At 72.0% G+C, this 22,058-nt stretch carries 22 protein-coding genes; 15 read left to right on the top strand and 7 right to left on the bottom strand.

Going from position 1 to position 22,058, the window contains the following annotated elements; all coding sequences use genetic code 11:
- Window positions 1–219: 219 nt before the first annotated feature.
- The 5 genes from O1G21_RS16385 to O1G21_RS16365 all read left to right on the top strand — a co-directional run bounded on the left by O1G21_RS16385 (window position 220) and on the right by O1G21_RS16365 (window position 5,434).
- Window positions 220–1,620 carry a cystathionine beta-synthase gene (locus O1G21_RS16385; RefSeq protein ID WP_270144555.1) on the top strand — a complete coding sequence of 467 codons (1,401 nt, stop codon included), beginning with the start codon at window positions 220–222 and terminating at the stop codon, window positions 1,618–1,620.
- A gap of 537 nt (window positions 1,621–2,157) precedes the next feature.
- Window positions 2,158–2,490: a hypothetical protein gene (locus O1G21_RS16380; protein ID WP_030286581.1), complete on the top strand. Its 333-nt coding sequence runs from the start codon at window positions 2,158–2,160 to the stop codon at window positions 2,488–2,490.
- Between the two features lie 249 nt (window positions 2,491–2,739).
- A complete protein-coding gene (locus O1G21_RS16375; RefSeq protein WP_405000813.1) occupies window positions 2,740–3,969 on the top strand; it encodes a L,D-transpeptidase in 1,230 nt (409 codons plus the stop codon).
- Between the two features lie 68 nt (window positions 3,970–4,037).
- The gene (locus O1G21_RS16370) at window positions 4,038–4,589 is read left to right on the top strand and encodes a SigE family RNA polymerase sigma factor (protein WP_270144551.1); all 552 of its coding nucleotides are present in this window, start codon (window positions 4,038–4,040) and stop codon (window positions 4,587–4,589) included.
- Window positions 4,586–5,434 (top strand): hypothetical protein, encoded by an 849-nt coding sequence (locus tag O1G21_RS16365; protein ID WP_270144549.1) that lies wholly within the window; start codon window positions 4,586–4,588, stop codon window positions 5,432–5,434. The genes O1G21_RS16370 and O1G21_RS16365 overlap by 4 nt, the downstream gene beginning before the upstream one ends.
- A gap of 15 nt (window positions 5,435–5,449) precedes the next feature.
- On the opposite strand, the gene O1G21_RS16360 is transcribed toward O1G21_RS16365, so the two are convergent.
- Window positions 5,450–5,812: a cupin domain-containing protein gene (locus tag O1G21_RS16360; protein ID WP_270144547.1), complete on the bottom strand. Its 363-nt coding sequence runs from the start codon at window positions 5,810–5,812 to the stop codon at window positions 5,450–5,452.
- A gap of 135 nt (window positions 5,813–5,947) precedes the next feature.
- Complete coding sequence (msrA, locus tag O1G21_RS16355; protein WP_270144546.1) at window positions 5,948–6,613, bottom strand: peptide-methionine (S)-S-oxide reductase MsrA; 666 nt, start codon at window positions 6,611–6,613, stop codon at window positions 5,948–5,950.
- Between the two features lie 119 nt (window positions 6,614–6,732).
- On the opposite strand from msrA, the gene O1G21_RS16350 reads away from it, so the two are divergent.
- The gene (locus O1G21_RS16350) at window positions 6,733–7,887 is read left to right on the top strand and encodes a cystathionine gamma-synthase (RefSeq protein WP_270144545.1); all 1,155 of its coding nucleotides are present in this window, start codon (window positions 6,733–6,735) and stop codon (window positions 7,885–7,887) included.
- A 12-nt stretch (window positions 7,888–7,899) separates the two neighbouring features.
- On the opposite strand, the gene O1G21_RS16345 is transcribed toward O1G21_RS16350, so the two are convergent.
- Window positions 7,900–8,382, bottom strand: coding sequence for a MarR family winged helix-turn-helix transcriptional regulator (locus O1G21_RS16345; protein ID WP_270144542.1), 483 nt, complete (start codon window positions 8,380–8,382; stop codon window positions 7,900–7,902).
- A gap of 183 nt (window positions 8,383–8,565) precedes the next feature.
- On the opposite strand from O1G21_RS16345, the gene ilvA reads away from it, so the two are divergent.
- The 3 genes from ilvA (at window position 8,566) to O1G21_RS16330 (ending at window position 11,902) form a co-directional block, all read left to right on the top strand.
- Window positions 8,566–9,777 (top strand): threonine ammonia-lyase, encoded by a 1,212-nt coding sequence (gene ilvA / locus O1G21_RS16340; protein ID WP_270144540.1) that lies wholly within the window; start codon window positions 8,566–8,568, stop codon window positions 9,775–9,777.
- A gap of 180 nt (window positions 9,778–9,957) precedes the next feature.
- On the top strand, window positions 9,958–11,037 hold the full coding sequence (locus O1G21_RS16335) for an ATP-binding cassette domain-containing protein (RefSeq protein ID WP_270144538.1): 1,080 nt from the start codon (window positions 9,958–9,960) through the stop codon (window positions 11,035–11,037).
- A 1-nt stretch (window position 11,038) separates the two neighbouring features.
- Window positions 11,039–11,902 (top strand): ABC transporter permease, encoded by an 864-nt coding sequence (locus O1G21_RS16330; RefSeq protein WP_270144536.1) that lies wholly within the window; start codon window positions 11,039–11,041, stop codon window positions 11,900–11,902.
- 106 nt (window positions 11,903–12,008) lie between these two features.
- On the opposite strand, the gene greA is transcribed toward O1G21_RS16330, so the two are convergent.
- Together greA and O1G21_RS16320 are read right to left on the bottom strand one after the other, a co-directional pair.
- Window positions 12,009–12,509, bottom strand: a complete 501-nt coding sequence (gene greA / locus O1G21_RS16325; protein ID WP_030286600.1) for a transcription elongation factor GreA — start codon at window positions 12,507–12,509, stop codon at window positions 12,009–12,011.
- 328 nt (window positions 12,510–12,837) lie between these two features.
- Window positions 12,838–13,257: a DUF4307 domain-containing protein gene (locus O1G21_RS16320; RefSeq protein WP_270144533.1), complete on the bottom strand. Its 420-nt coding sequence runs from the start codon at window positions 13,255–13,257 to the stop codon at window positions 12,838–12,840.
- Window positions 13,258–13,498: 241 nt separating this feature from the next.
- Here O1G21_RS16320 and mca point away from each other — a divergent pair, with 241 nt between their 5' ends.
- The 4 genes from mca (at window position 13,499) to O1G21_RS16300 (ending at window position 17,711) form a co-directional block, all read left to right on the top strand.
- Window positions 13,499–14,404: a mycothiol conjugate amidase Mca gene (mca, locus tag O1G21_RS16315; protein WP_270151032.1), complete on the top strand. Its 906-nt coding sequence runs from the start codon at window positions 13,499–13,501 to the stop codon at window positions 14,402–14,404.
- A gap of 50 nt (window positions 14,405–14,454) precedes the next feature.
- The gene (locus tag O1G21_RS16310) at window positions 14,455–14,646 is read left to right on the top strand and encodes a hypothetical protein (RefSeq protein WP_270144532.1); all 192 of its coding nucleotides are present in this window, start codon (window positions 14,455–14,457) and stop codon (window positions 14,644–14,646) included.
- A 113-nt stretch (window positions 14,647–14,759) separates the two neighbouring features.
- Window positions 14,760–16,808, top strand: coding sequence for a thioredoxin domain-containing protein (locus O1G21_RS16305; protein WP_270144530.1), 2,049 nt, complete (start codon window positions 14,760–14,762; stop codon window positions 16,806–16,808).
- 39 nt (window positions 16,809–16,847) lie between these two features.
- Entirely contained in the window at window positions 16,848–17,711 is an 864-nt protein-coding gene (locus O1G21_RS16300; protein WP_270144528.1) for a GNAT family N-acetyltransferase, read from the top strand.
- A 5-nt stretch (window positions 17,712–17,716) separates the two neighbouring features.
- Here O1G21_RS16300 and O1G21_RS16295 read toward each other — a convergent pair whose 3' ends face one another.
- Window positions 17,717–18,094, bottom strand: coding sequence for a hypothetical protein (locus O1G21_RS16295; protein WP_270144526.1), 378 nt, complete (start codon window positions 18,092–18,094; stop codon window positions 17,717–17,719).
- 87 nt (window positions 18,095–18,181) lie between these two features.
- On the opposite strand from O1G21_RS16295, the gene O1G21_RS16290 reads away from it, so the two are divergent.
- Window positions 18,182–19,858 (top strand): alpha/beta hydrolase, encoded by a 1,677-nt coding sequence (locus O1G21_RS16290; RefSeq protein ID WP_270144524.1) that lies wholly within the window; start codon window positions 18,182–18,184, stop codon window positions 19,856–19,858.
- 332 nt (window positions 19,859–20,190) lie between these two features.
- On the opposite strand, the gene O1G21_RS16285 is transcribed toward O1G21_RS16290, so the two are convergent.
- Window positions 20,191–21,117, bottom strand: coding sequence for a hypothetical protein (locus O1G21_RS16285; protein WP_270151031.1), 927 nt, complete (start codon window positions 21,115–21,117; stop codon window positions 20,191–20,193).
- A gap of 277 nt (window positions 21,118–21,394) precedes the next feature.
- On the opposite strand from O1G21_RS16285, the gene O1G21_RS16280 reads away from it, so the two are divergent.
- Window positions 21,395–22,051, top strand: a complete 657-nt coding sequence (locus tag O1G21_RS16280) for a papain-like cysteine protease family protein (protein ID WP_270144522.1) — start codon at window positions 21,395–21,397, stop codon at window positions 22,049–22,051.
- Window positions 22,052–22,058 lie beyond the last annotated feature (7 nt).

The following is a 22,058-nucleotide window of genomic DNA, read 5'->3' as shown; positions in this document are numbered from 1 at the left end:
GGCCATTGGGGGAGGCGGGGGCCGCTGCGCGGGGCCGGGTGGGGTGGAGAGGCAAGGGCGCGGAGGGCGGGAGTACCGGGGGCGGGGGAGGGGGTGGCCCATTGGGGGAGGCGGGGCCGGAGTGAGGAGAGGGCCGGAGGGGAAGCCCGGGGCGCCGCCCACGCCCTAGGCTTTGCAGTACCGAATGCACTCGCATGCCCATAGACCGGGAGGACCCCCGTGCGGTACCACAACTCGATCATCGACCTGGTCGGCAACACGCCGCTGGTCAAGCTGAACAAGGTCACCGAGGGCATCAGCGCGACTGTGCTGGCGAAGGTCGAGTACTTCAACCCCGGCGGCTCGGTGAAGGACCGCATCGCGATGCGCATGATCGAGGCCGCCGAGGCCTCGGGCGCCCTCAAGCCGGGCGGCACGATCGTGGAGCCGACCTCCGGCAACACCGGTGTCGGTCTGGCGATCGTGGCCCAGCAGAAGGGCTACAAGTGCATCTTCGTCTGCCCCGACAAGGTGTCCACCGACAAGATCAACACCCTGCGCGCGTACGGCGCCGAGGTCGTGGTCTGCCCGACCGCCGTCGCCCCGGAGCACCCGGACTCCTACTACAACGTCTCCGACCGCCTGGTCCGCGAGACCCCGAACGCCTGGAAGCCGGACCAGTACTCCAACCCGGAGAACCCGGCCTCGCACTACCACTCCACCGGTCCGGAGCTGTGGGAGCAGACCGAGGGGAAGATCACCCACTTCGTGGCGGGCGTCGGCACCGGCGGCACCATCTCCGGCACCGGCAACTACCTGAAGGAGGTCTCCGGCGGCAAGGTCAAGGTCGTCGGCGCGGACCCGGAGGGCTCGGTCTACTCGGGCGGCACCGGCCGGCCGTACCTGGTCGAGGGCGTCGGTGAGGACTTCTGGCCGACCGCCTACGACCGCAACGTCGCGGACGAGATCGTCGCGGTCTCCGACAAGGACTCGTTCCAGATGACCCGCCGCCTGGCCAAGGAGGAGGGCCTGCTGGTCGGCGGCTCCTGCGGGATGGCCGTGGTGGCCGCGCTGGAGGTGGCCCGCAAGCTCGGGCCGGACGACGTCGTCGTGGTGCTGCTGCCGGACGGCGGCCGCGGCTACCTGTCGAAGATCTTCAACGACGACTGGATGGCCGACTACGGCTTCCTGCCCTCCTCCACCGACGAGGCCCACATCGGCGAGGTGCTGGCCCGCAAGGAGTCCATGGAGCAGGGCGGCGTCCCGCAGTTCGTCCACATGCACCCGAACGAGACGGTCGCCGAGGCGGTCCGGGTGCTGCGCGAGTACGGCGTCTCGCAGATGCCGGTGGTCTCCCCGGGCGCCGGCCACCCGGACATCATGGCCGGCGAGGTGATCGGCTCGGTGGTGGAGAAGCTGCTGCTGGAGGGCATCTTCGCCAAGGAGATCGAGCTGACCGACACGCTGGACAAGGTGATGTCCAAGCCGCTGCCGGTGGTCGGCTCGGGCGAGACCGTCACCAACCTGATGACCGTGCTGGAGAAGGCCGACGCGGCGGTCGTGCTGGTCGAGGGCAAGCCGCAGGGCATCGTCACCCGGCAGGACCTGCTGGGCTTCCTGACCACCCGCGGCGCGCACTGACACCGGCTCACCGGGCGGGCGCGCACTGACGCCCGCTCACGGAGCCCGCTGACGCCGGCTCACCCCACTTCGCCCGTGGACGGACCGGAAGGATTCGTCCACGGGCGAAGTGGTACACCGGCGTCACCTGTCCGCAGCACGTGGTTAACACGGCTCCGGCATCGTGGTGGTCAACGGCGAGACGCCGAGCGAGACGGCAGCGGCCGACCGGGAGCGGCTCCCCGGCGGGCGCGGTCGGCTCCGGACACGTCGGACGGTCCTGACCCGGCCGCCGTGTCCGCCCTCCCCGACCGGCATCGGAGGGAGGGGCCCTCCGCGGGAGGCGCCGTCGTCCCGCCCCTGTCCGGCTCCGGCCGGTCGACAGGGTGCGGCGGCTCCCGCGGCGATCACCGCGCCGCACGGCGCGGCTCCGCGGTTCCCGGGTGGGGGAGCCGAGGCGGAGAAACGGTGGGGCCGGTCCTGTTCCGAGGACCGGCCCTTCCCGTGCGCCGCTTCCGGTGCGCGCCGGGGGGCCTTCGTTCCCGTACGCTCGCACGCATGACCAGCACTGAAACGACCGACGCCCCGCGCTACGTCAAGCTCAAGATCGAGCTCATCGCGGAGATCACCGACGAGGGCGCGCTCAAGGCGGCGGCCCTGCAGCAGGTCGCCGGGGACGAGTACCTCGACGACGAGGAGCGGGCCCAGTCCGTCGAGGCCATCGAGGTGGACCCGTCGGGTTCGCTCGCCCACTTCATCGACCCCGTCGCGCTGCTCGGCGACGTCCCGGGCGTCGAGCTCGCCTCGGCGACCTGGGAGTCGGCGCAGACCGAGTTCGACCCCGAGAGCGAGGAGTGGGACGAGTACACGGTGGAGGAGTCCGCCGAGTAACGGCCGCACCTGCGGTGGCCGCCGCCCGTGAACGCCCGGTCCGCCTTCGGCGGGCCGGGCGTTTTGTCCATGTTCAGCGGGAAGTTGGGTCATCTCATATGATCGCTTACCCTTCGGTGATGGAACCGTGAGCAGCCGGATTGCGTTTCTGTATCCGTAAATGCCCGGGATGGATCAGCAGGGAGACGCGACGTGACGGCACTGGACGGTCAGGGGCGGGTGGCCGGAAGCAGCTTGAGCCGACGCGGGATGCTCGCGGGCCTGATCGGCGCTCCGGTGCTGCTGCTCGCGGCCTGCAACGACAACAGCGGCGGCAGCGGCGGCAGTGGTGACAAGGCCGGCTCCGGCGGTGGCGGCGCCAGCGGCACCCCCGGCTCGGGCGGCGGCAGCGGCGCCCCGAAGACCTCGGCCGCCGTGATCACCGTCACCCCCGCGGACGGCACCACCGGTGCCAGCTTCAGCGAGCCGGTCAAGGTCACGGTCAGCAACGGCACCCTGAGCGCCGTCAAGGTCACCGACTCCACCGGCAAGGAGCTGGCCGGCCAGCTCTCCGCCGACAACACCAGCTGGACCTCGGCGGCGGCCCCGGCCAGCGGTACCAAGTACTCGGTCACCGCCAGCGGCGTCGACAAGGACAAGCTGGAGGCGGACGCCAACGCCACCTTCACCACGGCGACCCCGGCCAACACCTTCGTGGGCTACTTCACCCCCGAGGACGGCTCGGTGGTCGGCGTCGGCATGCCGGTCTCGATCAACTTCAGCAAGCCGATCACCGACAAGAAGGCCGTCCAGTCGGCGATCACCGTGATAGCCGAGCCGGGCGTCGAGATCGTCGGCCACTGGTTCTCCAGCACCCGCCTCGACTTCCGGCCCCAGGAGTACTGGGCCAAGGGCACCAAGGTCACCCTGAAGCTGCGGCTCAAGGACGTCGAGGGCGCCAAGGGCGTCTACGGCACCCAGTCCAAGGACGTCGGCTTCACCATCGGCCGCGCCCAGACCAGCGTCGCCGACCTCGCCACCAAGAAGCTCACCGTCACTACGGACGGCCAGGTCAGCGCCGTCTACAAGATCTCCGGCGGCGCCCCCGAACACACCACCTGGGGCGGCAAGATGGTCATCTCCGAGCAGTTCACCCAGACCCGGATGAACTCGCAGACCGTCAACCTGGGCAGTGAGTACGACATCGCCGACGTGCCGCACGCCCAGCGCCTGACCACCTCCGGCACCTTCATCCACGGCAACTACTGGTCCTCGCCGTCGATCTTCGGCGGGCAGAACACCAGCCACGGCTGCGTCGGCCTGCAGGACGCCAAGGGCGCCTCGGACAGCAGCACGGACGGCTACAAGTTCTACAAGTCCTCGATCGTCGGCGACGTGGTCGAGGTCGTGAACTCCGGCGACAAGACCGTCGCCCCGGACAACGGCCTGAACGGCTGGAACCTGAGCTGGGCCGACTGGAAGGCCGGCAGCGCCGTCTGACCCTCCCCATCCGAAGAAAGCTCCCGGGCGGACCGAACCTCGCGGTCCGCCCGAGGAGTCTGGTGGGTGTGAAACGCGAGCAGAGACAGCGACAGGACGCCGAATTCAGCGCCTTCGTCGCCGGGAGCGGCCGCCAACTACTGCGGCTGGCCGAGCTGTTGACCGGCGATCCGGAGCGGGCCAAGGACATCGTGCAGTCGGCGCTGGAGCGCGCCTACCTGCACTGGCACCGGATCACCGGCGACGACCCCACGGCGTACGTCCGCCGGATCGTGGTGAACCAGCACCGCGACTGGTGGCGTCGGCTGCGCAACCACGAACTGCCCACCGACCACACCCCGGACCGGCCGCTGGCCGAGGACCTGGCCGAACGGCAGGCCGAACGGGCGCTGCTGCACCAGGCGTTGGGCGCCCTCACCCGCCGGGAGCGGACGGTCGTGGTGCTGCGGTACTACGGGGACCTCACCGAGGCCGCCATCGCGGCCGAACTGGGAATCGCCCGGGGCACCGTGAAGAGCACCCTCAACCGGGCGCTGTCGAAGCTGCGCGCACACCCCGAACTCGCCGACCGCGCGGGCGGCCCGGCGGGCCCCATGACGTACATCGAGGTGACGGTATGAGCTTCGAGGACCGACTCGGAGAGCTGTTCAGGGACGAGGACCCGCACGCGGCCGGACCGGACCCGGCGGCGGTCATCGCCGGCGCCCGGCGGCGCCGCGCCCGGCGCAGGGTGGGGGTCGGGGCGGCCGCCCTGGCCGTGGCGCTGGTGTGCGGGGCGACGGCGGTGACGGTGGGCGGCGCCAGACCGGGCGGGGACGCCACGGCCGGGGCGGGGGCGGCCCCCTCGGCGGGGGCGTACGCCCTGGTGCCGCAGGCCCAACCGACTCCGACCCCGACGAAGACCGCGTTGCCGCCCTCGCCGGTGCGGCAGGTCGCGGTCGGGGAGAAGGTGCAGGTCACCGACACCTCTCGGATGTGGGTGACCGAGACCCAGCGTTGCGACGAGCAGCTCGGCCCGGACGGGAAGTGGTACTCGGCGTTCAGCTGCCGGGACGTCACCAGTGACAACCTGGACCACTCCCAGCCGCAGGTCTACTGCCAGGGCACCGGCGACGCACAGCACCTGGTGTCGCTCTGCTTCTACCTGGGCCCGACCCCTGACAAGATCATCTTGTTCGAGGGCGGCAAGCCCCTTCCGGCCACCCTGGTCACCGCCCCGGGGATGAAGAACTGGACGGCCTTCTACCTGGTCCGGCCCGTCAAGCCCCAGCCGCAGCAGACCGCCCCCGTGGGGTGGCCGGCCGACCCGATCGGCGTCTACGACGCCCAGGACCGGCTGCTGGCCGAGTCCCCCGGCCGGACGGCCGACCACAAGTGGGTGCACGCGCCGGGCGCCACCGGCGAGACCACCGCGCCGACCGCGCCGACCACGCTGACCACGCCGACCGCGCCGACCGCTCACTGAGGCGGTCGCGCCGCCTCACCGCTTCGCGTAGTCCGCGAAGCCCTGCCAGTCGACGATCACGCACGGCTCGTCGCCCAGGATCCAGGCGTCGTGCCCCGGCGGACAGATCATGAAGTCGCCGGGGCCGTACTCGGCCTGTTCACCGTCGTCCATGACGATCTCCATCCGGCCCGAGACCACGTACCCCATGTGGGCGGCCTCGCAACTCTCGGTCCTGGCGATCGGCTTGACGTGCTTGGACCACTGCCACCCGGGCTGGAACACCGCCCGGCCCACCGGCCCGGCGTCCAGGTTGACCAGACGCAGTTCCCCCATGCCCTCTTCGAAGGGGCGGACTTCCTCGGGTTCGTCGAAGCTCTTGCGGACGAGACCGGACATGGCGCGACTCCTCTCACGTGGGCGGCCCGGCCACCGGGGGGTGGCTGGGCCGCCCTGCCGGTGGTTCCAGTCTGAGTCCGGACCGGGGCGCGGTCACTTTGGGTGGCCGCGCCCCGGGCGGGTGCGCCGCGGGGGTCAGCCCTGGGTGCGGGCCACGCCGATCGGGCAGGAGGCGCCGGTACCGCCCAGGCCGCAGTAACCGTTGGGGTTCTTGGCGTCCGACAGGTACTGCTGGTGGTACGGCTCGGCCGGGTAGAACGGGCCGGCCGGGGCGATCTCGGTGGTGATCGGGCCGTAACCCAGCGCGGTCAGCGCGGGCTGGAAGGCGTCCCGGGTGGCGGTCGCGGCGGCGGCCTGGGCGGGGGAGTGGGTGTAGAGCGCGGAGCGGTACTGGGTGCCCACGTCGTTGCCCTGGCGGTTGCCCTGGGTCGGGTCGTGGGCCTCCCAGAAGGCCTTCAGCAGTTGCTCGTAGGAGATCACCGCCGGGTCGAAGACCACCCGGACCGCCTCGGTGTGCCCGGTCAGCCCGCTGCACACCTCCTCGTACGTCGGGTTGGGCGTGTGGCCGCCCTGGTAGCCGACCAGCGTCGTCCAGACGCCGGGCAGCCGCCAGAACGTGCGCTCGGCGCCCCAGAAGCAGCCCAGCCCGAAGTCGGCCACCTCCAGCCCCTCCGGGTACGGCCCGGTGAGCGGGTGGCCGAGCACGGTGTGCGGCTCGGTCAGGGCGAAACCCGGGGCCGGGCGGCCGGGCAGCGCCTGGTCGGCGGGGACGAGCGAGGTCTTGTGGTGGCGGCTGAACATCACGGCCTGCTCCAGCGGGGTAGGGAGGGTTGCCCAGGGTTCAACGCACCTGACGGCCCGCGGATTCCGTGCCCGGATTCCGGCGAGCGCACGGTCGCACGGCCACTAGGCTCGGAGCCATGACCGAGCACCAGCTTCCCCATGGCTTCGAGACCCTCGCCATCCACGCAGGGCAGGAAGCAGACCCCCAGACCGGGGCCGTCGTCACGCCGATCTACCAGGTGTCCACCTACAAGCAGGACGGGGTGGGCGGCCTGCGGGGCGGCTACGAGTACAGCCGCAGCGCCAACCCCACCCGCACCGCGCTGGAGGAGTGCCTCGCGGCGCTCGAGGGCGGCGCCCGCGGCCTCGCCTTCGCCTCCGGCCTGGCGGCCGAGGACACCCTGCTGCGCACCATCCTCAAGCCGGGCGACCACATCGTGATCCCCGATGACGCCTACGGCGGCACCTTCCGGCTGTTCGCCAAGGTGCTGACCCGCTGGGGCGTCGAGTTCTCCGTCGCCAACACCCAGAAGCTGGACGACGTCCGGGCCGCGCTGCGCCCCAACACCCGCGCGGTGTGGGTGGAGACCCCGTCCAACCCGCTGCTGGGCATCACCGACCTGGCCGGGCTCGCCGAGGTCGCGCACGGCGCCGGCGCGCTGCTGGTGGTCGACAACACCTTCGCCAGCCCGTACCTGCAGCAGCCGATCGCGCTCGGCGCGGACGCGGTCGTGCACTCCACCACCAAGTACATGGGCGGCCACTCGGACGTGGTCGGCGGTGCGCTGGTGCTGGCCGAGGCGGGCCTCGGCGAGGAGGTCGCGTACCACCAGAACGCGATGGGCGCCGTCTCCGGGCCGTTCGACGCCTGGCTGGTGCTGCGCGGCATCAAGACCCTGGGCGTCCGGATGGACCGGCACAGCTCCAACGCGGAGAAGGTCGCCGAGCTGCTGAGCAGCCACCCCAAGGTCAGCCAGGTGCTCTACCCGGGTCTGCCCGAGCACCCCGGCCACGACATCGCGGCCAAGCAGATGAAGGCCTTCGGCGGCATGGTCTCGTTCCGGGTCGCCGGCGGCGAGGAGGCGGCCGTCGAGGTCTGCAACCGCGCGCAGCTGTTCACCCTGGGCGAGTCGCTGGGCGGCGTGGAGTCGCTGATCGAGCACCCGGGCCGGATGACCCACGCCTCGGCGGCCGGCTCGCCGCTGGAGGTGCCGGCCGACCTGGTGCGCGTCTCGGTCGGCATCGAGTCGATCGACGACCTGCTGGCCGACCTCACGCAGGCGCTCGGCTGAGGCCGTTGGCTCTCACTGCCCCTGCTGGTTCGCCGTGTACGACTCCATCGCGAGGTTGAAGCGGGCCAGCAGGGCGCAGAACGCCTGCTGCTCCTCGGGCGGCCAGTCGGCCACCAGGCGGCGGGTCAACTCGGCCCGGCCGTCCCGGACTTCGGCGAGCCGGCCGATGCCGCAGGAGGTCAGCGCGAGCCGTACGGCGCGGCGGTCGGCCGGGTCCTGCACCCGGCCGACCAGCCCGGCCGCGACCAGCGGGGCGACCTGGCGGGTCACCGTGGAGGAGTCCACGCCGAGCGCCTCGGCCAGCGCCTTGACGTTCGCCGCACCGTGCCGCTCCAGGCGGTCGAGCAGCAGGTAGGCGGCCCGGTCCAGCGTGCCGACGCCGCCGCCGGAGGTCCGGACCTGTTCCATCCGGCGGGCGAACACCGCCAGCTGGTACTGGAGTTGGGTGTGCACGGGCTCGGTTCGGTCAGTGGCCTGGGGCGAGGTCGTCGTCATCGCGGCTCACGATCGTCATGCGGTGAGAGAAGCTCAGAAGCAGCAGCGTACGCGGGCGGAGCGGGCCCGGGAACAGGCCCGACGTCCCCGATTGCCGGCGCTCGCACCCGGGGGCGCCCCGTGCGGGCCAGGCCGGGCGCGCTGATCCGGCCCGCCCCACACGGGGCGCCCTAGGCTGACATCATGCACAACTGGCCGATCACCCTCGACGACGTCCGCGGGGCCCAGAAGATGCTCGCCGGGGTCGTCCGGGTGACCCCGATGGAGGGCAGCCGGCACCTGTCCGGGCTGGTCGGCGCGCCGGTGCACCTGAAGTGCGAGAACCTCCAGCGCACCGGCTCCTTCAAACTGCGCGGGGCGTACGTGCGGATCGCGGGACTCTCGCCGGTGCAGCGGGCCGGCGGGGTGGTGGCGGCGAGCGCCGGGAACCACGCCCAGGGGGTGGCGTTGGCGGCCTCGCTGCTGGGGGTGCGCTCGACGGTGTTCATGCCGGTCGCGGCGCCGCTGCCGAAGGTCGCGGCCACCCGTGAGTACGGCGCCGAGGTGCGGCTGCACGGCACCACCGTGGACGAGGCGCTGCAGGCGGCGCAGCGGTACTCGGAGGCGACCGGCGCGGTCTTCATCCACCCCTTCGACCACTGGGACGTGGTCACCGGCCAGGCGACCGTCGGCCTGGAGATCCTGGAGCAGTGCCCCGAGGTGCGCACCATCCTGGTCGGGGTGGGCGGCGGCGGGCTGCTGGCCGGGATCGCGGCGGCGGTCAAGCCGCTGCGGCCGGACGTCCGGGTGGTGGGGGTGCAGGCGGCGGCCGCGGCCGCGTACCCGCCCTCGCTGGCGGCCGGGCGGCCGGTGACGCTGGAGCACTTCGCCACCATGGCCGACGGGATCATGGTCGGGCGCCCCGGGGACGTCCCGTTCGAAGTGATCAACACCCTGGCGGACGGCATCCGCACGGTCTCCGAGGACGCCCTGTCGCGGGCCCTGCTGCTCGCCCTGGAGCGGCTGAAGCTGGTGGTCGAGCCGGCCGGGGCGGCGCCGATCGCGGCGCTGCTGGAGCAGCCGGACTCCTTCGAGGGCCCGGTGGTGGCGGTGCTGTCCGGCGGCAACATCGACCCGCAGCTGATGCAGCGGGTGCTGCGGCACGGACTGGCGGCGGCCGGGCGCTACCTGTCGCTGCGGGTGCGGCTGGCGGACAAGCCGGGCTCGCTGGCGGACCTGCTGGGGGTGCTGACCAGGGTGGACGCCAACGTGCTGGACGTCGCGCACGTGCGGATCGACCCGCGGCTCGGGCTGACCGAGGTCGAGGTGGACCTGCACCTGGAGACCAAGGGGCCGGAGCACTGCGCGCTGGTGGTGGGGGAGTTGCGGGACGCGGGGTACGTGGTCGCGGGCTGAGCGCTTCCGGTCCCGGTTCGAAGACTTTCTTCGAATCCCCTTGACGCGATGTATCGCGAGTCGTCAGACTCGCGATACATCGCGTTCTGTGTCGGTGTCGGGAACCGAGTCGCCCGTGCGCCCGAATGGGGGGCAAAGCGGAACAGATCGCCACAATCGTCCAAGGAGATGAGGCAGGCCATGGCGCCAGCCATCCAAGCCGAGAACCTGGTGAAGACCTTCGGCGACGTACGGGCCCTGGACGGCGTCAGCCTCGACGTCCCCGAGGGCACGGTGCTCGGGCTGCTCGGCCCGAACGGCGCGGGCAAGACCACCACCGTCCGCGTCCTGACCACCCTGCTCCGCCCCGACTCCGGCCGCGCGGTGGTGGCCGGCGTCGACGTCCTCAAGCACCCGAACCGGGTCCGCAGCCTGATCGGGCTGTCCGGCCAGTACGCGGCGGTCGACGAGTACCTGACCGGCTTCGAGAACCTGACGATGGTCGGCGAGCTGTACCAGATGCGCACCCGCGACGCGAAGGCCCGCGCGCTGGAGCTGCTGGAGTGGTTCAACCTCACCGAGGCCAAGGACCGCACCGCCAAGACCTACTCCGGCGGCATGCGCCGCCGCCTCGACCTCGCCGCCGCGCTGGTCGTCCGGCCGCCGGTGATGTTCCTGGACGAGCCGACCACCGGCCTCGACCCGCGCAACCGGCTCGCCCTGTGGGAGGTCATCGAGACCCTGGTCGAGCAGGGCACCACGCTGCTGCTCACCACCCAGTACCTGGAGGAGGCCGACCGGCTCGCGCACGACATCGCGGTGGTCGACCACGGCCGGGTGATCGCCCGCGGCACCGCCGACCAGCTCAAGGCGCAGATCGGCGGCGAGCGGATCGAGGTCGTGGTGCACGACCCGGGCCTGGTCACGGACGCGGTCGCGGCGCTGTCCGGGTACGCGCTGGGCGAGCCGGCGGTGGAGAAGAACACCCGGAGGATCACCGTGCCGGTCAGCGGCGGCGCCCGGGTGCTCGCCGACGCGATCCGCGAACTGGACGGCCGGGGCATCGAGATCGACGACATAGGCCTGCGCCGCCCGACCCTGGACGACGTCTTCCTCACCCTCACCGGCCATGTCGCCGAGGCGGTCGAGGAGGACAACGGCGGCGCCTCCAAGGGGCGCGGCCGGGGCCGCGGGAAGACGGGCGGCGATGACGCGGACGGCGCCGGCGACGGTCAGGAGCCGGACCAGCAGCAGGCCGTCACGGCCGGAACGGAGCGCTGAGATGAGCACCAGCACGGCCACCGAGCACGCCATCGGCGCCGCGATGCCCACGCCCCGCCGGGGCCTGTCCGCGACCTTGCACGACTCCTGGGTGGTCGCCAAGCGCAACCTCCGCCGGATGTCGCGGATCCCCGAGATCGTGGTGTTCGGGCTCATGCAGCCGGTCATGTTCGTGCTGCTGTTCTCGTACGTCATGGGCGGGGCGATCAAGATCCCCGGGGCGAGCTCGAGCTCCGACACCTACATCCAGTTCCTGATGGCCGGCATCTTCGCCCAGACCGTCACCTTCGCCACCGCCGGCGCCTCGGCCGGCATCGCGGAGGACATGACCAAGGGCCTGGTGGACCGCTTCCGCTCGTTGCCGATGGCCCGCTCGGCGGTGCTGGTCGGCCGCACCCTCGCGGACCTGTGCCAGACCGCGTTCACCGTGATCGTGCTGGCGCTGGTCGCGCTGGCGGTCGGCTGGCGGATCCACGACGGGGCGCTCAAGGCGCTCGGCGCCTTCGGGCTGCTGCTCCTGCTCGGCTACGCCTTCTCCTGGATCGGTGCGCTGATCGGACTGTCGGTGCGCAGCCCCGAGGCGGCCACCTCGGCCGGGCTGATCTGGCTGTTCCCGCTGACCTTCGTGTCCAACGCCTTCGTGCCGGTCAGCTCGATGCCGGGCTGGCTGCAGGGCGTCGCCTACTGGAACCCGTTCAGCGCGACGGTGCAGGCCTGCCGGGACCTCTTCGGCAACCAGGTCGGGCCGGTGGACAGCGCCTGGCCGATGCAGCACGCGGCGCTGGTGTCGGCGCTGTGGTCGCTGGTGATCACGGCGGTGTTCTCCTGGCTGTCGGTGCGCAAGTACCGCTCGGCCGTGGGGTGACCTCGTGGTGACCGTGGGGTGAAACGTCACCGTTGGAAACGCCCGAGGGCGGCCACGGGGTCCTGGTGGACTCCGCGGCCGCCCTCGGCGGTGTTCGAGGGTCGGATCAGCCGGCGTGCGGCACGACCTTGACGATCTTCACCATGGCCGGCTTGCCGTTCGGCAGCTCGTAGGTGGCCTCGTCGCCGATCTTCTTGCCGTCGATCGCGCGGCCCAGCGGCGACTGCGGCGAGTAGACGTCCAGGTCGTCGGCGCCCGCCACCTCGCGCGAGGCGAGCAGGAACTCCATGAGGTCGTCCTCGTCGCCGTCGAAGGCGACCGTGACGACCATGCCCGGGGCCACCACGCCGGAGTCGGCCGGGGCCTCGCCGACCTTGGCGCGCTCCAGCAGCTGGGTCAGCTGGCGGATGCGCAGCTCGTACTTGCCCTGCTCCTCCTTCGCCGCGTGGTAGCCGGCGTTCTCCTTGAGGTCGCCCTCCTCGCGCGCCGCCTCGATCTTCTGGGCGATCTCGATGCGCCAGGGCCCGGTCAGGTGATCCAGCTCGGCCTTGAGCTGGTCGTAGCCGGCCTGAGTGAGCCAGGTCACGTTCTCACTGGTCTGGGTCACGGGTGCTCCTCGTAGGTGCTGGGGGGGCTGTGCTGAGGGTGTGAGTCGTCAGCAGGGTCGTCGGTGATATCGGTCTTAACTACAAAGCAACGCCCGCTCCCGTACCATCCGGTGCGGAAGGGGCGAAACCACGAGCCTAACAAGTCCTGCCGACAAGCGGGAGAGCCGTTGTCGTGGCATTGACGGTGGCGTTACGCCACGGTGTACAGGAACCGGGTGCGGGACTTCCTACGGATGCCCGTTCTGTCGGACGAGTATGCGTCCCCGGGCCGTTCCCCGTCTCCTCCTGGCCTGCTTGCCGGCGTACCTCCCGGCCCTGCGTCCCGGTCTACTTCGCCTTCGCCGGGGTGCAGCCCAGCAGCTCGGCGGTGGTGCCGCGGGCGGTGGTGCGCAGGGTGACGGTGGCGTCGTAGCTCGACCCGGCCGCCGGGACCGGGAAGTCGGCCACCCCGACCACCGCGTGGTCGTCGCTCTGCGAGCGGACCGTACAGGTACCGGCCGTGCCGTCGCTCTTGCTCACGGTCAGGTGCAGCTGCACCTCGGAGTCGGAGAGCACCTGGAAGGTCGGCACCGAGCCGTTGATCTTGGACTCGCGCAGCAGGTAGGAGCCGCCCAACCAGGCGATCAGGCCCAGCCCGAGCACGCCGCAGACCGCGCCGACCACCTTCAGGCGGCGGTCCGAGTCGCCGTCGTCGCGCCGGCCGTAGCGCCCCTCGGGCAGCTGCGTGGCGGTGCTCTGTGCAGTCATCGGACTTCGTCCTCTCCTCGGGAGGGGCCGCGCGGGCGGTGCGGGGGAATGCCACGGTCTCCCAGTCCGTCACTATAGGAGGGGCACGCCCGCGGCCGGTCCGGCGGGGGCGGGGCTCGGCCGCGCCGGAGACCTGCCGCGGGCCGGGCCTTGCGGCGACGCGGTCCCCAAGTGAGCGGTTCGTACGGTGGGCTGACCGGACTTCGCGGAACGCCCGATGACGTGGAAGGAACGCAAGGCGTTGACTGAGCAGTTGCGACTGATGGCGGTGCACGCCCACCCGGACGACGAGTCCAGCAAGGGCGCGGCCACCATGGCCAGGTACGTCGAGCAGGGTGTGGACGTGCTCGTGGCCACCTGCACGGGGGGCGAGCGCGGGTCGGTCCTCAACCCCAAGCTCCAGGGGGACCCGTACATCGAGGCGAACATCCACGAGGTGCGCCGCAAGGAGATGGACGAGGCGCGGGCGATCCTCGGCGTCAAGCAGGCCTGGCTGGGCTTCGTCGACTCCGGCCTGCCGGAGGGCGACCCGCTGCCCCCGCTGCCCGAGGGCTGCTTCGCCCTGCAGGACGTCAAGGAGGCGGCCGAGCCGCTGGTCCGGCTGATCCGCGAGTTCAAGCCGCAGGTCATCACGACCTACGACGAGAACGGCGGCTACCCGCACCCGGACCACATCATGACCCACAAGATCACCATGCTGGCCTTCGACGCCGCCGGTGACCCGGACGCGTACCCCGAGGCCGGCGAGCCCTGGCAGCCGCTCAAGCTGTACTACAACCACGGCTTCCCGATGGGCCGCATCCGCGCGCTCCACCAGTACCTCACCGAGCGCGGCCAGGACTCCCCGTACGGCGAGTGGATCGCCGGCTGGGAGAAGAGCGGCCGCAAGGAGCGCGAGATCACCACCCGGGTCCGCTGCGACGACTGGTTCGAGACCCGCGACCGCGCGCTGATCGCCCACGCCACCCAGATCGACCCGGACGGCCCGTGGTTCCGCGTCCCCCTGGAGGTCCAGCGCGAGGTCTGGCCCACCGAGGACTACGAGCTCGCCCGTACCCTGATTGACGTGGACCTCCCGGAGGACGACCTGTTCGCCGGACTGCGCACCCCCACCCTGGCGGCCGAGGCCGTCGACGCGCGCGACTGACCCACCCCCCCGACGGCCCGGCTCGGCGTGAGCCGGGCCACCATAGAGATATGAGCGCCCCCGTGAACCTCATCCACCTCGCCGCTGACCTCGCCGTCGACGACGCCAAGGTCACCCCCGGTCTCCTCGGCTTCGTCGTCTTCGCCGCCCTCGGCGTGGCGACGTGGTTCCTGGCCAAGTCGATGAACCGGCAGTTCAAGAAGGTCGACTTCACGGAGGAGCCGGAGGCCCCCAAGGAGTGACCCGCCGCGGCCGGCCCCCCGCCGTCAGCCGCGGGGGACCGGCCGTCGGCGGACTCGGCCGGGTCCGGACCGGCCTGACGCGTGGGTGGAGGGCGATGCGCGAGGATGGGGGCATGCCGAACCGTCTCGCGGACGCGACCTCGCCGTACCTGCTGCAGCATGCCGAGAACCCGGTCGACTGGTGGCCGTGGGGGCCGGAGGCCTTCGCCGAGGCCGAGCGGCGGGGGGTGCCCGTGCTGCTGAGCGTCGGGTACGCGGCGTGTCACTGGTGTCATGTGATGGCGCACGAGAGCTTCGAGGACGCCGGGCTCGCCGGGTACCTGAACGAGCGGTTCGTCGCGGTCAAGGTGGACCGGGAGGAGCGGCCGGACGTCGACGCGGTGTACATGGAGGCCGTGCAGGCCGCGACCGGGCAGGGCGGCTGGCCGATGACGGTCTTCCTCACGCCGGACAAGGAGCCGTTCTACTTCGGTACGTACTTCCCGCCGCAGCCCCGGCACGGGATGCCGTCCTTCCGGCAGGTGCTGGAGGGCGTGGACGCGGCCTGGCGGGACCGGCGGCAGGAGGTGGGGGAGGTCGCCGGGCGGATCCGGGCCGACCTGGCCGAGCGGGCCTCCGTCTACTCGGCCGGCGCCCACAACCCGCCCGGTGAGGCGGACCTGCACCAGGCGCTGGTGGCCCTCAGCCGGGAGTTCGACCAGAGCCGCGGCGGCTTCGGCGGGGCGCCCAAGTTCCCGCCGGCCATGGTGATCGAGTTCCTGCTGCGCCACCACGCCCGGACCGGATCGGAGGCGGCGCTGGAGATGGCCGTCCGCACCGGTGAGGCGATGGCCCGCGGCGGCATCCACGACCAGCTCGGCGGCGGCTTCGCCCGGTACGCGGTGGACGCCGGCTGGGTGGTGCCGCACTTCGAGAAGATGCTGTACGACAACGCCCTGCTGCTGCGGGCCTACCTGCACCTGTGGCGGTCCACCGGCTCCGAACTCGCCCGCCGGGTCGCGCTGTCGACGGCGGACTTCCTGCTGCGCGAACTCCGCACCCCCGAGGGCGCGTTCGCCTCCGCGCTGGACGCCGACAGCCTGGACGAGGAGACCGGCGCCGCGGCCGAGGGCGCCTACTACGTCTGGGAGCCCGGCCAGTTGGTCGACCTGCTCGGACCGGCCGACGCGGCCACCGCCGCCCGGCTGTTCACCGTCACCGCCGACGGCACCTTCGAGCACGGGACGTCGGTGCTCCAACTCCTCGCCGAACCCGAGGACTTCACCGAGTACGAGGAGATCCGGCGCCGGATGTTCCAGGCCCGGGCCTCCCGGCCCGCACCGGCCCGGGACGACAAGGTGGTCGCCGCCTGGAACGGCCTCGCCATCGCCGCGCTCGCCGAGACCGGCGCCCTGCTGGAGCGCCCCGACCTCGTCGAGGCCGCCGAAAGCGCCGCCGACCTGCTGCTCGCCGTCCACCTCACCCCCGACGGGCGGCTGCTGCGCACCTCCCGGGACGGCCGCCCCGGCACCAACGCCGGCGTCCTGGAGGACTACGCGGACACCGCCGAGGGCTTCCTGGCGCTGTACGCCGTCACCGGCGAGGCGGAGTGGCTCCAGCTGGCGGGCGGCCTGCTCGACACCGTGCTCAAGCACTTCACCGACGAGACCTCCGGCGCCCTCTACGACACCGCCGACGACGCCGAGCAGCTCATCCGCCGCCCCCAGGACCCGACCGACAACGCCACCCCGTCCGGCTGGACCGCGGCCGCCGGAGCCCTGCTCGGCTACGCCGCGTACACCGGCTCCGACCGGCACCGCACGGCCGCCGAACGCGCCCTCGGCATCGTCGGCGCACTGGCCGGGCGGGCGCCGCGGTTCATCGGCTGGGGCCTGGCCGTCGCCGAGGCGCTGCAGGACGGGCCGCGCGAGGTCGCCGTCGTCGGCCCCGCCGACGACCCGGCCACCGCGGCGCTGCGCCGGGCCGCGCTGCGGGGCACGGCGCCCGGGGCGGTGGTCGCGGTCGGCGCACCGGGAGAGGCCGCCGCGGAGGTTCCGCTGCTGGCGGACCGGCCGCTGGTCGGCGGCGCGCCCGCCGCCTACGTCTGCCGGCACTTCGCCTGCGAGGCGCCGACCACCGATCCCGCGGTGCTCGGCGAGCGGCTGGGCGTCGTACTCGAATAATCGTTGGCGGGCGGGCGTCGAGCGGGGCGAGGATGGGCCATGGCCTGGACCCTCAGCACCTCGCTCGACGACTTCCGCGGCCGGGCGGCGGCCTTCCTGGCCGCCCGCCCCGCCGAGAACACCGTCCTGCTCACCGTCGTCCACCGGCTCGCCGAAGCCGGGCCCTCCGTGTTCGGGGAGCGGCCGCCGGTCTTCGGCTGGTGGCAGGCCGAGCCGGGCGGCCCGGTCGAGGGCGCCTTCCTCCAGACACCGCCGTTCGCGCCCCGGCTGTCCGCCATGCCGCGGGCCGCGGCCGCCGAGCTGGCGGTCCGGCTGGCCGCGGCCGGGCCGGAGTTCACCGAGGTCGCCGGCGTCGGCGGGGGAGTGGAGCCGGTCCGGGCCTTCGCCGAGGCCTGGACGGCCGCCACCGGCGCCGGGCAGTCCGTCCGCGCTGAGGAACGGCTCTACCGGCTCGGCGAGTTGACCGACCCGCCCCGCCCACCGGCCGGCCACCCCCGGCTCGCCGAGCCGGCCGACCGGGAGCTGGCGATCCGTTGGTGGCAGGAGTTCCTGCTCGAAGTGAAGATTCCGCCCCACGACGTGACACGCACGGTGGACGACCGGATCGCGTCCGGCGGCCTCCACCTCTGGGAGGACGCGGGCAGCCCGGTCGCCCTGGCCGGCAGCACCCCGGTGCTCGCCGGGATGTCCCGCATCGGCCCGGTCTACACGCCTGCCGACCTCCGCGGTCGCGGCTACGCCAGCGCCGTGACCGCGGCCGCCTCCGCCCACGTCCTCGGCCTGGGGGCACAGGAGGTGCTGCTCTACACCGACCTCGACAACCCGACCAGCAACTCCATCTACCAGCAGATCGGCTACCGGCCGGTGGAGGACTGCCTGGTGCTGGACTTCCGGGCGCGGTAGGGCGGTTACGCGTCCTCGGTGAGGTGGCCGCCGGTCACGCCGACCACCTTCGTCTCGAAGGGGTCGAAGGGGGTGGAGGCCGTCGTCGCGGTGGTCGGCGACGGCAGATGGTCGGCGTTCTGGTAGTCGTGCGCGCAGGTGATCAGATGGCCGCCGGCCGTCTTCATGTCGGTGGAGAGCCCGTCCAGCAGTGCCTTCCAGGCACTGCTGCACCCCGTCAGCGCCGCTCCGCTCTGCCAGCCGGCCAGGCTCCCGGCGGCCGTGGCGCTGGGCTCGGCCAGCTTCGCGGTCTCCTCGGGGACCTTCCCGGCCAGCGTCAGCGCGTTGTTCCCGGCGGCGGTCAACTCGCCCGGTTTGACCGTGAATCCCGGATCCTGCCCCATCGGTTCCCCCTGACATCACTGCCCCCTGCGGACGCTATGGTAGCCGTGAGTGTCGCGGGGGACACAGGGCGTACAGGGGGCCTGGGGATGGACATCGCAAGCCTGCGGAACGCCAAACCGGCGGACCTCTACACGGCGGCGGGGGCGTACGACACGCTGGCCAAGGCGTTGTCGCAGCACGCCACGGACTGGAAGTGCGGGACCGCCGACCGGGTCCACGGTTCCCGGTGGACCGGGCCGACGGCCGACGCCGCGATGCCGGTGCTCGACGGCCTCACCGGCAAGATGCGCGCGGCGGCGACGGAGCTCGGCCTCGTCGGCAAGGGGATCCGCGACTGCGCCGACGCCATGACGCTCGCCCAGGGCAGGCTCACCAATGCGCTGTCCGATGCGCGGACCAAGGGCTTCACGGTCAGTGACACCGGTGCCGTGAGCTGGCCCGCGTCGACCAACCCGTACCAGGCTCCGGACTGGGAGACCAAGCAGAAGACGGCTGCCGACGGGATCAGCAAGCAGATCGCCAAGGCCCTGGCCGACGCGGCGGAGGCCGACAGCGCCCTGACCGGCACGCTCAACAGGTTCGCGGGGCACGCCAAGGACAAGTCGGGCCTGGACGAGAAGACGGCCGGTGCCGACGCGTACATGGACCAGTTCGGCGATGCGTCCGACCCGGCGTGGCAGTGGAACATGCCCCTCAAGGACGCGCCCCCCACCGAGGTCAACTCCTGGTGGAAGGGGCTCGGCCCGCAGGGCCAGCAGTGGTACCTGAGCCACCACCCGGAGGTGCTCGGCAATCTCGACGGGATTCCAGCGGAGATCCGGGACCAGGTGAACCGCAAGTACCTGGGGGACCTGATGGAGCCCATCAGGACCAAGCACAAGCTGGGCCAGCCGCTGGACTCAAGCGACAAGGCGAACCTCGCCCTCTACGGGCCGATCGCCGCCCGCCTTGCCGACAGCAAGGGTGACCCGCCGATCTACCTGCTGGGCCTCGGCAGCGAGGGCCAGGGACGGGCGGTCCTCTCGTTCGGGAACCCGGACACCGCCACCGACATCTCCTCCTACGTGCCGGGAATCACGACCACAATGGCCAGCCTCGGGCCAGGGAAGAACGACGGGACCAACGAGGCGGAGAACGCGCTGAACCTCTACCGCGCCGCGAGCGGCAAGGCTCCGGCCGGTCACTCCGTAGCCTCGGTCGTCTGGCTCGGGTACGACTCGCCGGGGATGGACTTCGGGGCCGCATCGACGAAGGCGGGCAAGGACGGCGCCCCGGCGTACGCCCAGTTCCTCAGCGGGGTGCGGGCGAGCCACGAGGGCGCTCAGCCACCGCACGTCACTGCGGTCGGGCACAGCTACGGTTCGTACTTGGTCGGCCAGGCCACCAAGCTGGCCGCCCAGCCGGGCTCGCGCTACGTGCCCCCGGATGATGTGGTCTTCATCGGTAGCCCGGGCGTCGGCGTGGACAAGGCCGCTGACCTCACGATGCCCGCCGGTCACGTGTGGGTCGGTGCCGCCGACAACGACGTCGTGACGCACGCCCCGTCGAAGTTCAGCCTCGACCCGGACGAGCGCTGGTACGGACGGGACCCGTCGAGCAAGCACTTCGGCGCGAACCGCTTCACCGTCGACGACTGGAGCCGTGGCAACCCCATCGACGCGCACACCAAGTACCTGAACGGGAGGGGCGGGCCCTCGCTGGACAACATCGCGGCCGTCGTCACGGGCAGCGGGGGCGTCAAACTGCAGGGTCGACGCGGATGAAGCGGCCGCGACGCAGGCTGGGTTGTTCCGTGGTGACGGTGCTCGTCCTGGCCACCGGGGCGGGGATCGCCGGCGGTTCGACACCACTACGGGCAGTCGGGCGACGCACTACACCGAGCTTCATCGCTCCGGGCGCGGTGACATCCTGTTCACGCTCTCGGTGACGACCGTCACGGACGACCCGGCCGTGACGGTGGCCGGGCGCGGATGCCCTCGGGGTGCACTACCAGCCTGAGAAGGACTACGGAGCCCCTCCGATCGGTGAGCGGCCGGCTGGCCGCGTTCCCGCCCCCGACCTCGACGACCCGTACTGGTCGCACTGATTGCCCCCCTCAATCCCAGTCCCACCGGATCCCCAGGATGCACGGCCGCACCGCTGTCGCCACCAGGTGGACGCAGCGATGTCCGTCGAGCGTCAACTCCTCCGTCTCGTACGGGGCTTCGCCGGGGGAGTGCAGAGCGAAGCGGTGGCAGCGCACCGGCAGGGCGGTGGGATGGAAGGTTATCTGGAGGACGTACTGGCCGGCGCCGGAGTTGAAGCCGCGGACGTATTCGCAGCTGGGTTCGGGGGAGGGTGCGTCGTCGAAGCCGTAGGCGAGGAGGTGGGTGTCGCCGGCGCGGAGGCGGCGGTCGAGGAGGAGTTCGGCGGCGAGGAGCTGGTGGGTGCGGTCGCGGCGGATGCGGCCGGGGCGGCAGTTCTCCTCGGCGCGGACGCCGACCCGGGTGATGTCGCTGCCCGGGTCGCCCTGGTAGAGGGCGAGGTAGCGGTCGATGCCGTCGCGGTGGGCGCGCAGGGCGTGTTGGGAGTCGCGGCGGGTGACCTGACGGTCGGGGCCGATCCGGACGCGTTCGATGTGGGTGATGGTGTGCAGGCCGGTGTCGCGGGGGCTGGCCAGGGTGGCGAGCAGGTGGTCGACGGCGGTGGCCGGGGAGATCAGGTCGCGGTACGGGCGTACCGGCGGTCCGACGGCGACGGTCGCGCGGCGGGGGCCGAGCAGTCGGGTGAGGGAGTGTTCGGGCAGATCGAGGACCTCCTCGAGGGCGGCGACGGCGCGCAGTGACTCGGGTCGTTCGGGGCGGCGTCGGCCCTGCTGCCAGTAACTGAGGCTGGTGAGGCCGATGTTGACGCCACGCAGGGCGAGGTGGCGGCGGATGCGGTGCAGGGCGAGGCCGCGGGTGGCGATGGCGGTGCGCAGGGCGAGGTGGAACGGGCCGGTGCGCAGGGCCGCGGCGAGGTCGGCTGGGTCGCTTCGGTGGATGGCGGCCTCCTGGCTGGTCGGATCTGGTAACCGGTCGGCGTGGTGCGGGTTTTGACCGTGAATATTCACATCCGTGCGGCGGTTTGTCACCGGTCCGGGCGTCTCGCGCTGCGGTTTCCCCGGCGCCGTTCACATCCGGACCGCTCCGTTCACACCGTGATCGAGCCCCGTCCAGGGCCGTTGACCAGCCTCCGACAACGGCGCGATGCTCAGGGCGCGATCCGGACCGCGCCCCCACACAGCACCTCGCTCCACTCGCGCAAGGAGGCATCCCCACATGCCAGTTCCACGGATACGGCTGCGCCGCGCGGTCGCCCTGCTCGCCCTGGGCGTGCTCGGTCCGGCGCTCACCGCAGCGGTGGCCACCCCCGCGACCGCCGCCCCCGCCCAGGACCGGGCCGCACACCAGGTCCACCGGGCGGCGGCCCCCGGCAGTACGGCCGACCTGGCCGGCACGTACAAGAAGCTCAACATCACCATGCAGCAGCAACAGCAGACCAACTGGTGCTGGGCGGCGAGCGGGAACACCATCGCCACCTGGTTCGGCTACGACTACAGCCAGAACCAGTTCTGCAACGCCGCGTTCGGCCGCTCGATCGACTCCAGCTGCCCCAACAGCCAGGCCACGCTGGCGGACGTGCAGAACGGGCTGGACTGGATCGGCATCAACCCGGGCTCGTACGTCACCGGGTACCTGCGCTACAGCACCGTGCAGTCCGAGGTGGACGCCAACCGGCCGGTCGAGACGCGCATCCAGTGGAGTTCGGGCGGCGGGCACATGCACGTCCTGTACGGCTACGACACCGGCAACAACTGGGTCTACTGGGGCGACCCGTGGCCGTCCAACTACCGCTACAACTGGGCGGACTACTGGTACTACGTGAACAACGACACGTTCTCGTGGACCCACTCCCTGTACCGGATCGGCGCGTGAGGACGAC

The organism is Kitasatospora cathayae (assembly GCF_027627435.1).
In the GTDB taxonomy this organism is placed as follows: Bacteria; Actinomycetota; Actinomycetes; order Streptomycetales; family Streptomycetaceae; genus Kitasatospora; species Kitasatospora cathayae.
This window is presented reverse-complemented; position numbering and strand designations above follow the sequence as displayed.